A 15,162-nucleotide genomic window follows, 5' to 3' on the forward strand; every position below is an offset into this window, starting at 1 on the left:
TTCCGAATGTATTGTGCTATTTTTGAACATTATGCCGATGTAAACATAATATATTGTTTTTTTTGACATTAATTTTGAAAACGGGGTATGAAAAGACAGTTAGTCCGTTTATCGACAATGCGTCAAGAGGGACGCTCAATTCCAAAAAAGACTGAGGGTGAATCAATGTCAAAAATTTTGCGAATCAACTGTCGGACAAAGGAATACACTTACGAGGACGCCGGTCCCTACGTCGGCCTTGGCGGCCGCGCCCTGACCTCCAGGGTCATCAACAAGGAAGTCCCGGCCACCTGCCATCCCCTGTCCGCCGAAAACAAACTGGTTTTCGCCACCGGCCTGATGGGCGGTTCCACCGCTGCCAACTCCGGCCGTCTGTCCGTGGGCACCAAGTCCCCCCTGACCGGCGGCATCAAGGAGTCCAACTCCGGCGGCCTGTTCGCCCACAAGATGCCCAAGATGGGCCTCAAGGCCATCATTCTCGAGGACAAGCCCGCCGAAGATGCGCCCTTCTCCACCCTGTTCATCACCGAGGACAAGGTCGAATTTCGCGACGCCTCCGACATCAGCGGCCTGGACACCTACCCCGGCCATGACAAACTTCTGGCCCAGTACGGCGACAAGCTCTGCGCGGCCATGATCGGCCCCGCCGGCGAGACTCTGCGCAAGACCGCCACCATCCAGTTCACCGACCCATACAAACGGCCCGCCCGCTCGGCCGGTCGCGGCGGCACCGGCGCGGTCCTCGGCTCCAAGAAGATCAAGGCCATCGTCCTCGACCCCGCGGTCAACGTGAAGGTCTCGGCCGCCGACATGGACGCCTTCAAGCAGGCCCGCTCCACCTGGGTCTCCATCCTCAAGGGCCACCCCGTCACGTCCCAGGGCCTGCCCGCCTACGGCACCTCCGTGCTGGTCAACATCATCAACGAGGCGGGCGCCATGCCCACCAAGAACTTCCGCTACGGCCAGTGCGAGCACGCCGCCGAGATCTCCGGCGAAAAAATCGCCGACCTGATCAAGGAGCGCGGCGGCAAGACCACCGAGGGTTGCCACACCGGCTGCATCATCCAGTGCTCCCAGCAGTACAACGACGCCGACGGCAACTACGTGACCTCCGGCTTCGAGTACGAAACCGTCTGGGCCCTGGGCGCCAACTCCCTGATCAAAGACCTCGACGACATCGCCCTCATGGACCGCATCTGCGACGAAAAGGGCATGGACACCATCGAGATCGGCAACACCGTGGCCGTGGCCATGGACGGCGGTATCATCCCCTGGGGTGACGGCAAGGCCGCCATCGAACTGCTCAAGAAGGTCGGCACCAACGATCCCCTGGGCATGATCATCGGCAACGGCGTGGACTTCGCCGGCGGGGCCTTCGGCGTGGAACGCCTGCCCACCGTCAAAGGCCAGTCCATGCCCGCCTACGACCCGCGCGCCGTCAAGGGCGTGGGCGTGACCTACGCCACCACCCCCATGGGTGCCGACCACACCGCCGGTTACGGCGTCACCGCTAACTGCCTGGGCGTGGGCGGCACCATCGACGGCCACAAGAAGGAAGGCAACGTCGAGCTGTCCAAGAATCTCCAGGTGGCCACCGCCGCCATCGACTCCATGGGCTTCTGCCTGTTCGTGGCCTTCGCGGTCCTGGATTCCGAGAACGGCGTCCAGACCATGGCCGACCTGGTCCAGTCCTGGACCGGCAACGCCTTCTCCGTGGACGACCTGGTCGCCCTGGGCGCCGGCGCCTTGCAGGACGAACTGGACTTCAACGAGCGCGCGGGCTTCTCCAAGATCGACGACCAACTGCCCCGCTTCTTCGAGACCGACCCCCTGCCGCCTCACAACGTCACCTGGGATTACACCGTGGATGAGCTCCAGGACGCCAAGGTCTAACCACCGCATCAACCTAAACGACATGGGCCGGGGAATGTTCCCCGGCCCCTTTTTTGGTTGACCCCCGCACCCCAAACCACCTAGGTTCATGCCATGGGAATAGAACTCAAATGTTTTGCTACCCTGAGGGATTACCTGCCGGAAAACAGCGACGACTACCCCGTTGAACCGGGCGAGACCATCCGCTCCCTGGTGATCCGGCTCGGCATCCCGGAGAAGGACGTGACCATCATGTTCATCAATTCCCGGTTCTCCACTCTGGACAGCGAGATCAAGGACGGCGACCGCGTAGGACTGTTTCCCCCGGTGGGCGGAGGCTAGTCCCTTGGGCGCCTCCCTCGAAGAATCCATCCGGCGCCTGGCCCGACCCCGCACCCTGCCCTGGGGCGGCACCGGAGCGGTCCTGGACGTGAGCGACGTGACCGCACTGGCCGAAGAATACGGCCTGCCCGGTCACGAGATCGAGGCCCTTGCCCTGAGCCAGGACGTCACACCAGCCCGCTACCTGCGCAACCGGCAATCCGTCTCCCGCGAGGACCAGATCCGTCTGCTGCGGGCAAGCGTCGCCATGGTCGGGCTCGGCGGCCTGGGCGGATCCCTGCTGGAGCAGTTCCTGCGCCTGGGCATCGGCCGCGTGCGCGCGGCGGACGGCGACCGGTTCGAGGCCTCCAACCTGAACCGCCAGGCCCTGTCAAGCCTGGACGGACTCGGCCGCGACAAGGCCCGTGCCGCCAGGCTGCGGGCCGATGAAATCAACCCCTCGATCACGCTGGAAACGCACTCGGAATTTCTCGCCGACGAGACCCTGCCGGGCTTTCTCGACGGCTGCGCGCTGGCCGTGGACGCCCTGGGCGGCCTGACCATGCGAGGCCATCTGCAACGGGCCGCGGCCGGGGCGGGCATCCCCCTGGTCACCGGAGCCCTGGCCGGATGGACCGGCTATGTGGCCGTGGTTATGCCGGGGCAGACCGGCCCGGCGGACCTCATGGGCACGGACAACGGTGCCGAGGAGCGCCTCGGCTGCCCCGCGCCGGCCGTGAACCTGGTGGCCTCGCTCATGGCCCTGGAGGTCGTCAACGTCCTGACCGGCGCGCCGACCTTGGCCGGGCGGATGCTTGTCACGGACCTGCGTTCGTACACATTCGAGACCATTTCGCTCTGATTTGGTGTCAAGCCTGACCCCATTATGTTTTCATTGACGTAATTCAAAAAAATCGTCTATTTTATTCACTTGGTAGAATATCTTTCCGAAATCGGTTCCACTTTCTTTGATCTGAGAACTCCGAGGTACCTCATGAAACGAAACCCCGAAACCATCCTGAGACTGCGCGTCTGGCTCGAACAAGAGGACCAAACCTACATAGGCATCGGCAGCACCCTGTTGCTCCAGCAAGTGGAAAAACTGGGATCGTTACGCAAGGCGGCTGAAGCCTTGGGCATGTCCTACAGGCGGGCATGGGGCAAGTTGAAGAACGCCGAAGAACGCATAGGCAAACCCCTGGTGGAGAAGACCAAGGGTAAGGGCCAGCGCTTCAACCTCTCGCCCTATGGCCGCGAAGTCATGGAGAAATTCCTGCATTTCTACTTGGATGTAGAGGAATACGCCACCAAGCGCGCCACGGAACTGCTCGAAATGGACGTCAAGAAATCCGGCGAATTCTACCGGGACGACATGGAATAAATCCTCATCTTGTTTGAGGACTGCGGATACAACTGTTCATCATTGGAGGAAAAATGAAACGTTTGCTTATCGCCGCCCTGTCCTGCCTCATCGTCATGGTCATGGCCCTGCCCGCGCTGGCCGGCCCGACCCTGATGATGGCCACCACCACCAGCACCGCCAACACCGGCCTGCTGGACGAACTGATCGTTCCCAAATTCCTGAAAGATACCGGAATCGAGATCAAATTCGTGGCCGTGGGCACCGGCAAGGCCCTCAAAATGGCCGAGAACTGCGACGTAGACGTTGTCCTGGTCCATGCTCCGGCCGCTGAAAAGGCTTACGTGGACAAGGGCGTGCTCGTTGACCGCAAGGAACTCATGTACAACGACTTCGTCATCATCGGACCGGCCTCCGACCCGGCGGGCATCAAGGGCATGGACGTGGCCGACGCCCTGAAGACCATCGCCCGGAAGCAGGCCGTGTTCGCCAGCCGCGGCGACAACTCCGGCACCAACAAGAAGGAGCTCTCCCTGTGGAAGGCAGCCGGCATGGCCGTGCCCGAAAAGGACGCTTGGTACATCCAGACCGGCCAGGGCATGCTCCCGACCATCAACATCGCCAACGAAAAGAACGGCTACACCATGACCGACCGCGGCACCTACATCAAGTATGCGGACACCAAGGGCGGCAACCCGCCGCTGGTGGTCCTGGTCGAAGGCGACAAAGTCCTGTTCAATCAGTACAGCGCCCTGGCCGTGAACACCGCCAAATGCAAGGATGCCCAGTACGACCTGGCCACCAAATTCATCAACTGGATGGCCTCTCCGGACACCCAGAAGGCCATCGGCAACTTCAAGCTGCTTGGCAAGAAGCTGTTTATCCCCAACGCCAAATAGGACCGCACGTCTGACTCGACGGGGGAGGGAGGCGGCAACTCTCTCCCCCGTTTTTGCGAGATTACCATGGAATATCTGCTTGAAGGCTTCCGGCAGGGGATTTTACTCCTCTTCTCGGGCGATCCAGAGGCCTATTCCGCCATTTGGGCCACGGTCTACGCCTCGACTCTGTCCATGATCTGCAGCATGGCCATAGGCGTGCCCCTGGGCTTCCTGCTCGGCTACAAGGAATTTCCCGGGAAGAAGGTCGTCCGCACCATTGTGGATACCCTGCTCTCCTTCCCCACCGTGGTCATCGGGCTGGTGGTCTACGCCTTCCTGACCCGCAACGGCCCTCTGGGCGGCACCGGCCTGCTCTTCACCATCCCCGGCATGGCCATCGGCCAGACCCTGCTCGGCCTGCCGATCATCGTGGCCATGACCGCCAATGCAGTGGAGTCACTGGACAAACGGCTGCCCATGACCCTGATCACGCTCGGCGCCAGCCCCGCTCAGATGATGTGGGCCACGGTCCTCGAAGCCCGCTACTCGATAATGCTCGCGGCCATGGCCGCCTACGGGCGCATCGTTTCCGAGGTGGGCATCTCCATGATGGTCGGCGGCAACATCAAGTGGCACACCCGGACCATCACCACGGCCATCGCACTGGAGACCGGCAAGGGCGAATTCGCCGTGGGCATCGCCCTGGGCATGGTCCTCCTGGCCGTGGCCCTGCTGGTCAACATCGGGGCCGCGGGCCTCAAAAGGCGGGCCGTCCAATGACCTCGCCGCTGATCGCCCTCGACAACGTCCGGCAGCGCTATTCGGAACGAACCGTCCTGGACATCGAACACCTGGAGTTCGGGGAAGGAACCATCACCGGCCTGGCCGGTCCCAACGGCTCGGGCAAGTCCACCCTGCTCCGCCTGCTCGCCTTCCTGGAACCCCCGGCAAAGGGAACCATCACTTTTCTCGGCCAACCCGCTTCGGCCAAATCCACCGTGAACCGGCAGGTCACCCTGCTGGTCCAGGAACCCTACCTGCTCAAGCGCACGGTCTTCGCCAACGTGGCCTACGGCCTGCGGATCCGCAGCAAGAACGACATCCCGTCCAAGGTGGCCCGCGCCCTGGAGGTCGTCGGCCTCGACCCCGCAGTCTTCGCCAAACGGCAGTGGTTCGAGCTGTCCGGCGGCGAGGTGCAGCGAGTGGCTCTGGCAGCCCGGCTGGTTCTCAAGCCCAAGCTCCTGCTCATGGACGAGCCCACGGCCAGCCTGGACGCCAAGAGCGCCGAGCTGATCCATCAGGCCGCCCTGTCCGCCCGCGATGAATACGGCGCGGCCCTGATCGTGGCCAGCCATGACATGACCTGGCTCGAAGCGGTCACCGACCACATCCATTATCTCGAAAACGGCCGCCTGGTGCGGACCGTCTAAACGTACGGAGGACCCATGAAGGCAGTCTCCATCATCGGACCGAAAAATTCCGGCAAGACCACCCTGGGCGTGGAACTCGCGCGTCACTTCAAGGAACGTGGAATGACTGTGTCCGCGGCCAAGTTCAGCCACCACGGCTTCGACTGGAGAGATGCCGACACCACGGACTACGCCGCCGTGTGCGACACCGTGACGGGCCTGGGGCCCAAGGAGGCCTTCGTCCACTGGACCGGGCACCGCTTCCTGCCGGACCTGCTGCCGCTTTTGACCAACGACGTGCTCATCGTGGAAGGCGGCAAGGAGCTCGGGTTTCTGCCCCGCATCCTCTGTCTGCGCGGCGATCTGTCCGACGGCATTGACTGGCTGCACCCGGAACTGGCCATCGCCAGCGTGGGCGAGACCGCCGTGGACGGCGTACCGGTGATCGACGATCTCCCGGCCCTGGCCGATGTGGTCCTTGAGAAGGGGTTCTTCCTGCCGGGCATGGACTGCGAGACCTGCGGCCGCCCGGACTGCCGAACCCTGGCCGCGGAAATTGTGGCCGGAAAGACCACTCCCCGAGCCTGCCTGGCCATGCACAATTCCATCCAGGTCGACATCGACGGCGCGGTGGTGGGCATGAAGCCGTTCGTGGAGGACATCATCTCCGCCTCCATCCGCGAGATGATCCGCACCCTCAAGGGGTACGCGCCGGGCAAGGCGACCATCAAGCTGGACGTCTAGCTCATGCGCATCGTCCTCTTCGAGCCGGAAATTCCGCCCAACACCGGCAACATCGCCCGGCTGTGCGCGGCCACCAGGACCCCGCTGCACCTCATCGAGCCGCTCGGCTTCTCCATAGACGACAAGCATCTCAAGCGCGCCGGGCTGGACTACTGGCCGCACGTCGACGTGACCGTGCACCCGGATTTCGACCAGTTTATCGAAACCGTGGCCCCGCCGCGACTGGTCATGGCCACCACCAAGGCGCGCACGGCCCACCACCGCTTCGGATTCCGGGCCGACGACGCCATCGTCCTCGGCCCGGAGACGCGCGGCCTGCCCCGGGAACTCATGGAGGGCCACCCCAGGGTGCGCATCCCCATCTGGGGCGAGGTACGCAGCCTGAACCTGTCCACGGCCACGGGCATTCTGCTCTTCGAGGCCCTGCGCCAGACCGACTCCATCGTGGACGTCTTCCCGGCTTGAGTTTTCGCCGCCTCGGCGGTACTATTTCACCGTCAAAGAAATTCCCAACCCTTTCACCCGAGACTGAAAGAACTCCATGAAACTTCTCGTCACCGGCGGCTGCGGCTTCATCGGCACCAACTTCATCCGGCTCATGCTCGCCGCGCACCCGGACTGGTCCATCCTCAACCTGGACAAGCTGACCTACGCGGGCAACCGGTTGAACCTCCTCGACCTTGAAGAAAACGAGCCGCGCTACGAGTTCGTCCAGGGCGACATCTGCGACCGGGAACTGGTCATGGACCTCCTGTCCGGCAATGGAATCGACGCGGTGGTCAACTTCGCGGCCGAATCCCACGTGGACCGGTCCATCAACGACCCGTCCCCCTTCGTGACCACCAACACGGGCGGGGCCCAGAACCTCATGGAGTGCGCCAGGCAGTGCGGCACCGGACGGTTCGTCCACGTGTCCACGGACGAGGTCTACGGCACCCTCGGCCCCTCGGGTAAATTCACCGAGACCACGCCGCTGGCCCCGAACAGCCCGTACTCGGCCAGCAAGGCGGGAGCGGACCTCATGGCCCGCGCCTACTTCGAGACCTACGGTTTTCCGGTGCTGATCACGCGCTGCTCCAACAACTACGGGCCGTACCAATTCCCGGAGAAACTCATCCCGCTCATGTATCTGAACGCCAAGGCGGACAAACCGCTGCCGGTCTACGGCGACGGGCTCAACGTGCGCGACTGGATCTATGTGGACGACCACTGCCGGGGCGTGGAGCTGACCCTGACCAAGGGACGCGAGGGCCAGGCCTACAACTTCGGCGGCAACGCCGAGGAGACCAACATTTCCGTGGTCAAGACCCTGCTGTCCATCGTGGGCAAGCCGGAGTCGCTGATTACCTTCGTCACGGACCGACCGGGCCACGACAAGCGGTACGCCATGGACTACTCCCTGGCGGCCGAAGAGCTCGGATTCGCACCGACCTTGCCCTTTGACCAGGGGCTGGCCCGGACCGTCGCCTGGTACGAGGCCAACGCCACCTGGCTCGAACAGGTCCAGAGCGGCGAATACCGGACGTTCATGGACTCCTGGTACGAGGAGCGCGCCTGATGCGTATGGAAGGCTCGCGCATCGCCGTCCTCGGCGGCAGGACCGGCCTGCTCGGCCAGGCCCTGACCACGGCCCTGGACAACGCCGGAGCCCTTGCCTTTCCCTTGTCCAGACGGGATTGCGACGTCCTCGATCCGCTGTCCGTGGAACAATGGCTGGACAAGAACGACCCGGACCTGCTCATCAACGCCACGGGCTACACCCAGGTGGACCTGGCCGAAGACGAGCCGGAAAGGGCGTTTGCGCTCAACGGCTCGGTCCCGCCGCTGCTGGCCACCCTGGCCGCGCGCCGGGCCATCCCGTTTGTCCACTACAGCACGGACTTCGTCTTCAACGGCCGGAAACGCTCGCCCTACACCGAGTACGACGAGCCCAACGCCACCTCGGTCTACGGAATCAGCAAGGCGGACGGGGAGCGCGGCCTGCTCAAGCTCGGCTACAGGCGCACCCTGATTATCCGCATCTCCTGGCTCTTCGGGCCGGGGCGGACAAATTTCGTCAAAAAGATCCTGGGACTGGCCGACGCGCACAAGACCCTGACCGTGGTCAACGACCAGATCGGTTCCCCGTCCTACACCCCGGACGTGGCGAAAAACACCGTCAAATTGCTGGAATGGGACGCCACCGGCATCTTCCACCTGGCCAATGCGGGCGAGACCTCCTGGCACGGGCTGGCCAACACGGCCGTGAACCTGGCGAACAAGGACTGCACGGTCTCGCCGGTGCCCACCTCGGCTTACCCCACCAAGGCCTCCCGGCCGCCCTACTCGGTGCTCGACCTGTCCAAGTTCACCCGGACCACGGGCACGGCCCCGCGCTCCTGGGAGGACGCGCTCAGGCAATACGTGCTGGGTGATCTCGGCCTGGGCGCCTAGAGCATCAGTTCGCGGACCCTGGCGTTGGAATTGGCCAACCGCTCGGACAGAAGATTGATCAGGAACCGGTTGATGGCCGTGACCAGCCTGGGCACGCGCGCCTCGATGGCGTCGAGCTTGCGCAGGGTCATGCGGTAGAGGACGCATTTCTCCGCCGCCCGGATGGTCGCAGACCTCGGGGACAGGGTGTAGATGCCCATCTCGCCGAAGACCGCGCCGGGCCCGACCTTCTTGAGCCGGATGATCCGCCCGTCCGGCAGTTCCAGTTCCACGTCCAGCCTGCCGGACTCCACGAAATACATGGCGTCCGAACTGTCGCCCTGGCGGAAGACCGCCTCGCCCGCCTGGGCCACCTCGCGCTTGAGGACCTTCATGAGCGCCGGGATGTACTTGGGTTCCGGGAAGATCGGCACCAACAGTTCGGGCAGGGTCTTCTGCCGGATCTCGAGCATGCCCTCGGCGTCCAGCACGCGGTTTTCGCACCACTCCAGGGCATAGTCCAGGTTGAAGAAAATCTTGAATTGCCCGTCCTCGTCGCCCGCGTATCCCAGGGAGACCAGGTGCGACTCCAGCTCCAGCGGAGCGCTGGTGATGACCACCTGAATCCTGTTCTGTACGGCCAGCTTGTACAGCTTGGCGAAGCCGAAGCTTGAGGCCGAGGCAAACCCCCTGGCCAGCCGGAAATCGAGGACTAGGTATTCCAGAGAGAGCTGGTTGTCGTCGTCCAGCCGCCTGCGGATGTCCCGGAGGAGCTGTTCCATGGCTCCCAGGAAGAGGAACCCCTGAAGACGCATGATGTGGATATGATCGCCGAACTCCTTGAGGACGCGCTGCTGGGCGGAGGCCCGGTCCACGTTGCTGGTGTGCTGGGAGCCGGAGAGCACGTTGCGCACCACCCCGCCCCGGCCCACGCGGCTGACCGTAACCATCAGGGCCAGAGCCACGCCGAAGCCGATGCCCTCAAGCAGCCCGAGCAGGATGGTGGCCGCGAAGGTGAACCGGAGCAGCCACAGCTCGGAACGGCTGGTGAAGGACGACTTGGTGCGCAGCATCCAATCACGGATGAGGTCCAGCCCGGCATAGACGAGCAGCCCCTCGGGCACGAACCGGGGGATCATGGGCAGGATGAAGTCCGCATAGAACAACCCGACGGCGCAGATCAGCCCGGCCACGATACCGACCAGCGGTCCCCGGCCGCCCGCGGCATAGCTGCCCGCACTCCGGCCGAAGGACAGGGAGACCGGCATGCCGCAACACAGCCCGGAAACCATGTTGGTCACGCCCAGCGCACTGTATTCGCGGCTCAGGTCGCTCTCGCGCCCCCGGATCAGCTCCAACCGGGTGATCCGGAACATGACCGTGAGCACGGCCAGGACGACCATGGCCCCGATGTACAGCCCGTGGGACTTGATCACCGACCATTGGATGTCGGCAAAGAGCATGGGCGACTTGAGCACCTCCACCAGGTGGACCAGCAACGACCCCTTGGGAAAGGCCACGGGCTGGGCCAGGTCGCGGACCGCCGGGTCCGTGGCCCAGACGCCCGCCGCGTTGCCCGCGCCCACGGCCACCAGGATAAGGGCCAGCAGGAACAGGGAGTTCTTGGTCCGGAACATGGCGAAAAACAGGATCAGGCCGAAGATCACGCTCGGCCCCATGGTGTAGAGGTCCTCGCTCAGGTTGAAATTGGTCACCAGAGACAGCCCCAGGCTGTAGACGTTGCTCCAGTCGAGGTTCAGCCCGCCCATCCAGGCGAAGGCCCCGATGAGCACGAACACGCCCACGCCGCCGATGACCCCGCCGATAATCTGCAGCGGGATGAAGCGGATGTATTCGCCGAGCTTGAGCTGGCCGAGCACCAGCAGGCTCAACCCGGTCAACAACGCCGCCGTCGCCACGCCAGCCAGGATGGTCGGCAGGATGAGTTCCGGGGCGAATGTGTCGGCCATGTAGCGGTACATGCTGCCCATGAACAGGAAGAGCACGGCGGTCAGGACCGTCTCCGGGCCGACCAGGGCGAAGGGAACCCGCGACAGGAAGGAAAAGAAAATGGACCCGACGATAACCCCGGTCAGGGCGGTGCCGAGCAGAAACGGCAGATACTGGTGCATGCCCCCCTGGGACGCGGCCAGCAGGGACAGGGAATAGACGAAAAAGAGGGACAGAACGCCGGAGACGATGCCCGCATACAGATTCAGGGTCTTGCCGCCTCGCAGCAGCCGCCAGCGGTCCGGATCGCCTACCGCCTCGATGTTCGCCGCTTCCGCGCCGTCCCGGAAATCGGCGTCCCAAACCTGCGGCTCGTCGGGTTCGGCCAGGTCGCTGACGTCGATCTCGCTTTCGTCCACCTCGGGCAGTTCCTCCACGGCTTCGAGCCGCGCGCCACACCGGGAACAGGCGTCGCCGTGACCCGGCTCCTGTATATGGCCGCAGGCGGCGCAGATGACGTCCTCGGGCCTTTCCAGGTCCACTGTCAACTCCCCGGCGTCCAGGTCGATGGGCTTCAGCGGCTCGCCGTCGCCACCAGCCGGAAGCGTTTCGTCCTGCGCCGCGGCCCCGGCCGGTTCCTCCACCTCCACCTCATACGGGATGCCGCCTGCCACGGCCTCATCTTCGGCCTCGATGGTCACGCCCCGGCCGCAACCGGGACACTTGGCCTTTCTCCCGGCCAAAGCATCCGGAACAATGCGTTCATAGCCGCAGGATTCACACTTGAAAATAGCCACAAGGTACCGCCGGATTCAAGAGGTGCTATACAAGACCGGAATAGACGAAACCGGTTTCCATATTGTTTCACGCATTTAAGTACATACGTCAACCCAGGCCCACGCGCAAGCCGGCTGTACAACGTCGGCTACATATCTTTTTTCATGAAATTGTATTCAAGGGCTAAAGTTTCCGATCTATGGGTCGATATAATTGGTGCGAGTGAGGCGAAGTGTGTACACGGATCGTACGCACCTCCTCGGACAGGAACTCGAAATCCCATGGAAGGGCGACCATGCGCAAGCATACCGTTTCCATAATCGTTTCCGACCCGGAAACCCACCCCGGCCTGCCGCGACTGCTGCAGTCCATCTCCCGACAGTCCGACGGGCTGGACCGGACCGAGATCGTGGTGGCGGGAAACGGCGGACACGCCCCTTCCGACGAGGCCCTCTGGCGGGCCATCACTGGCCTGGAGGCCGTCCGGCTGGAGACCTTCGATCCCGACGTCACCCCGGCGCGGGCGCGCAACCTTGCCGCGGCCAAGGCCATCGGCGACCGGCTCGTCTTCCTGCGGCCCGACCACCGTCTCGACCCCAAGTACCTGACCACAGCCGACGCGGTCTTCGCGGACCACCACGAGACCGGCGTCATGTATGCCGACTACATCCGGCTCGCGCCGGGCAGGAACCGCTCCATGGGCCCATCCATGATCCAACTGCCGCCCTACCGCGACGGCCTGCTCCAGGCACGCGGCTTTCTCGGCCCCGGCGTGCTCATCACCCGCGAAGCCTTTGACCGGACCGCCGGTTTCCGCGATAACACCTTCTACCGGGACTGGGACCTGTGGGTCCAGGCGGCGCAGGCGGGGGCTCCATTCTATCACGTCGGCTACCCGCTGACCTCCTGCGAACACCGCAAGGTTTCTTTCCGCGAACGGGCCGAAGACGGGCGGAGCAAGGCCGTCCTGGTCATCAACAACCAGCACTTCTTCCATGAACACACGGTGCGCTGGGCGCTCGCCTATCTGCGCGGCGACGCCTGGGCCGAGGCCTTCGGCTTCATGACCATCCCCGGCCCCATGGACGTCACCCGCATGCTCCACGACCACGCCATGCGCACCATGGGCACCGACACCCTGGCCGAAGAAGCCATCCGACAATTCGACCAGGCGGTCATCAACTCCCACCTCCTGTAAACCGTTCGTTTAGTGAGATAATGGTTGAGAGCGACCTCCTATATCAGAGAACCGCTACCGATTGTTGCGCGCCCGATCCCCCCCCCCCAAAAAAAGAAAGAAGAGGCGTTCGACGCATTGCTGAGCCGGAAGCCTTATTTATGTGCCCTCCCCACGAAGCGGCATTAAAAAGTTCAGAGAGAGGAGGGATGGGGAGTGCGGGACAAAAAAAGGGCCGTCCCATGGACGGCCCCTTTTGAATAGCACTGGAGGCCCGGCCTAGAGGGGGATGCCGGTGTCCTGGAGGTCCTTTTTGAGGAGCTCGCGGATGCGGGCGGCCACGGGGCCGGGCTTGACGTTATGGATGGGTTTGCCGTTGAACCGGACCACGGGGATGGCGTCGCCGGTGGTGCCGACGATGATGACTTCGCGGGCCAGGAGGATTTCCTCTTCGCTGATGCTGCGGAAGACGATGGGCACCTCACTTTTGATCAGGTCCACGGCGCGCATCAGAGTGGTCCCGGCCAGGGCGTTGGTGAATTCCGGGATGATCAGCTTGCCGCCCTCGTCCACGATACAGACGTTCTCGGTGGCCCCTTCGGCCAGGAACCCGTTGCGGTCGAAGCAGAACGGGAAATCGTAGCCCTTCTCCTCGGCCTCGTGCTTCATGAGCACGTTGGGCAGGTAGTCGATGGACTTGATGGTCGCCAGGTACGACTGCTTGGCCGGGATGGAGGTCTTGAAGGCGGTGACCCCCTTTTCGTAGACCGATTCCGGCTTGGGATGCAGGTCGTAGGAGACCACGTAGAGGCTCGATTCCGGGCACTCGGACGGATAGATGCCGAAGCCGCCGGGTCCGCGCCCCAGGAGCACACGGACCATGCCGCTCTCGCGGCCGCCCGCCCTGGCCACGTCGAGGATCAGCTCTCGGATCTCGTCCCAAGAGCACGGCGGGGTCATGTAGATGGCCCGGCAGGACCGTTGCATGCGGGCCATGTGCGGCTCGAGCTGGTAGAGCTTCCCGTCGACGAACTTCATGGTCTCGAAGATGCCGTCACCGCGATGGACCAAATGGTCGTCCCAGGGCATGACCATGAGCTTGGGGTCCGTGCAGATCATGCCCACACGGTGCTCGTAGAAGGCCTGGATTTCGCCTGCGCCGGGCCGCTCGACGGCCAGCATGGCTTCCAGATAGGTTTTCGAATCCGCTACCTTGGCCACGATGAACTCCTTAGGGCACGCGCACCAGGTCGCGCGCGATCAGGGTCTCGGCGATCTGGACGGTGTTCAGGGCCGCGCCCTTGCGGATGTTGTCGGAAACGACCCACATGTTGATGCCGTTCTCAATGGTCTCGTCCTCGCGGATGCGGCCGACAAAGGTGTCGTCCTCTCCCGAGGCGTTGATAGCCATGGGATAGATGAGCTTTTCCGGGTAGTCTTCGACGGTCACGCCCGGGGCCTTGGCCAGCAGGGCGCGGACGTCGTCGGCGGTCAGCTTGAGCTCGGTCTCGATGTTCACGGACTCGGAGTGGCCGTAGAAGACCGGCACGCGCACACAGGTGGCGGTGACCTTGATGGACGGATCGCCCATGATCTTGATGGTCTCGTTGACCATCTTCATCTCTTCCTTGGTGTAGCCGTTGTCCATGAAGACATCGATGTGCGGCAGGCAGTTGAAGGCGATCTGGTGCGGGTACACGTCGGCCACCACGGGCTGGCCGGACATGAGGCGGCGCACCTGGTTCTCCAGCTCCTCGATGGCCTTCTGCCCGGTGCCGGACACGGCCTGGTAAGTGGAAACGACCACGCGCTTGATCTTGGCCTCGTCATGGAGGGGCTTGAGCGCGACCATCATCTGGATGGTGGAGCAGTTGGGGTTGGCGATGATGCCCTTGTGCCAGTCCAGATCCTGGGGGTTCACTTCGGGGACCACCAGGGGGCACTCGTCGTTCATGCGCCAGGCTGAGGAGTTGTCGACCACCACGCAACCGGCCTTGGCCGCGATGGGCGCGAACTTCTCGCTGATGGAGCCGCCTGCGGAGAACAGGGCGATGTCCACGCCTTCGAAGGAGTCCTCGGTCAATTCCTGCACGGTCAGTTCCTCGCCCTTGCACTCGACCTTCTTGCCCGCGCTGCGGACCGAGGCCAGGGGAATGACCTTGCTGTAGGGGAAATCCCTCTGTTCCAAAACCTTCAACATTTCCTGACCCACGGCGCCCGTGGCGCCGCACACGGCCACAACGAAATTCTTGCTCATTA

Annotated in this window: 15 protein-coding genes; 12 read left to right on the forward strand and 3 right to left on the reverse strand. The window is 63.5% G+C overall.

Annotation, left to right across the window (positions count from 1 at the left end):
* Nucleotides 1-165 precede the first annotated feature (165 nt).
* From V8V93_RS13365 to rfbD, 11 genes are all read left to right on the forward strand, one after another.
* Nucleotides 166-1,893: an aldehyde ferredoxin oxidoreductase family protein gene (locus tag V8V93_RS13365; protein WP_338667088.1), complete on the forward strand. Its 1,728-nt coding sequence runs from the start codon at nt 166-168 to the stop codon at nt 1,891-1,893.
* A 93-nt stretch (nt 1,894-1,986) separates the two neighbouring features.
* A complete protein-coding gene (locus tag V8V93_RS13370; protein WP_338667089.1) occupies nt 1,987-2,214 on the forward strand; it encodes a MoaD/ThiS family protein in 228 nt (75 codons plus the stop codon).
* Between the two features lie 4 nt (nt 2,215-2,218).
* The gene (locus V8V93_RS13375; protein ID WP_338667090.1) at nt 2,219-3,055 is read left to right on the forward strand and encodes a HesA/MoeB/ThiF family protein; all 837 of its coding nucleotides are present in this window, start codon (nt 2,219-2,221) and stop codon (nt 3,053-3,055) included.
* A gap of 132 nt (nt 3,056-3,187) precedes the next feature.
* Nucleotides 3,188-3,574: a winged helix-turn-helix domain-containing protein gene (locus V8V93_RS13380; protein ID WP_338667091.1), complete on the forward strand. Its 387-nt coding sequence runs from the start codon at nt 3,188-3,190 to the stop codon at nt 3,572-3,574.
* 53 nt (nt 3,575-3,627) lie between these two features.
* Complete coding sequence (locus V8V93_RS13385) at nt 3,628-4,452, forward strand: substrate-binding domain-containing protein (protein ID WP_338667092.1); 825 nt, start codon at nt 3,628-3,630, stop codon at nt 4,450-4,452.
* 66 nt (nt 4,453-4,518) lie between these two features.
* Complete coding sequence (locus V8V93_RS13390) at nt 4,519-5,214, forward strand: ABC transporter permease (RefSeq protein WP_338667093.1); 696 nt, start codon at nt 4,519-4,521, stop codon at nt 5,212-5,214.
* On the forward strand, nt 5,211-5,864 hold the full coding sequence (locus tag V8V93_RS13395) for an energy-coupling factor ABC transporter ATP-binding protein (RefSeq protein ID WP_338667094.1): 654 nt from the start codon (nt 5,211-5,213) through the stop codon (nt 5,862-5,864). The genes V8V93_RS13390 and V8V93_RS13395 overlap by 4 nt, the downstream gene beginning before the upstream one ends.
* A gap of 15 nt (nt 5,865-5,879) precedes the next feature.
* On the forward strand, nt 5,880-6,587 hold the full coding sequence (locus V8V93_RS13400) for a molybdopterin-guanine dinucleotide biosynthesis protein MobB (protein WP_338667095.1): 708 nt from the start codon (nt 5,880-5,882) through the stop codon (nt 6,585-6,587).
* Nucleotides 6,588-6,590: 3 nt separating this feature from the next.
* Nucleotides 6,591-7,052: a tRNA (cytidine(34)-2'-O)-methyltransferase gene (locus V8V93_RS13405; protein WP_338667096.1), complete on the forward strand. Its 462-nt coding sequence runs from the start codon at nt 6,591-6,593 to the stop codon at nt 7,050-7,052.
* A 76-nt stretch (nt 7,053-7,128) separates the two neighbouring features.
* Nucleotides 7,129-8,145, forward strand: a complete 1,017-nt coding sequence (gene rfbB, locus V8V93_RS13410; RefSeq protein WP_338667097.1) for a dTDP-glucose 4,6-dehydratase — start codon at nt 7,129-7,131, stop codon at nt 8,143-8,145.
* Entirely contained in the window at nt 8,145-9,020 is an 876-nt protein-coding gene (gene rfbD, locus V8V93_RS13415) for a dTDP-4-dehydrorhamnose reductase (protein WP_338667098.1), read from the forward strand. Before rfbB ends, rfbD begins: the two co-directional genes overlap by 1 nt.
* Here the strand turns inward: rfbD and V8V93_RS13420 are convergent.
* Nucleotides 9,017-11,746 (reverse strand): SulP family inorganic anion transporter, encoded by a 2,730-nt coding sequence (locus tag V8V93_RS13420; RefSeq protein ID WP_338667099.1) that lies wholly within the window; start codon nt 11,744-11,746, stop codon nt 9,017-9,019. The genes rfbD and V8V93_RS13420 overlap by 4 nt on opposite strands.
* Nucleotides 11,747-12,021: 275 nt before the next feature.
* On the opposite strand from V8V93_RS13420, the gene V8V93_RS13425 reads away from it, so the two are divergent.
* Nucleotides 12,022-12,924, forward strand: coding sequence for a glycosyltransferase family 2 protein (locus tag V8V93_RS13425; protein ID WP_338667100.1), 903 nt, complete (start codon nt 12,022-12,024; stop codon nt 12,922-12,924).
* Between the two features lie 258 nt (nt 12,925-13,182).
* Here V8V93_RS13425 and V8V93_RS13430 read toward each other — a convergent pair whose 3' ends face one another.
* Both V8V93_RS13430 and V8V93_RS13435 read right to left on the reverse strand, forming a co-directional pair.
* A complete protein-coding gene (locus V8V93_RS13430; protein ID WP_338667101.1) occupies nt 13,183-14,124 on the reverse strand; it encodes an aminotransferase class IV in 942 nt (313 codons plus the stop codon).
* Nucleotides 14,125-14,134: 10 nt separating this feature from the next.
* Complete coding sequence (locus V8V93_RS13435; RefSeq protein ID WP_338667102.1) at nt 14,135-15,160, reverse strand: aspartate-semialdehyde dehydrogenase; 1,026 nt, start codon at nt 15,158-15,160, stop codon at nt 14,135-14,137.
* Nucleotides 15,161-15,162: the final 2 nt, after the last annotated feature.

The sequence above is a fragment of the Pseudodesulfovibrio sp. 5S69 genome (assembly GCF_037094465.1).
GTDB lineage: Bacteria > Desulfobacterota > Desulfovibrionia > Desulfovibrionales > Desulfovibrionaceae > Pseudodesulfovibrio > Pseudodesulfovibrio methanolicus.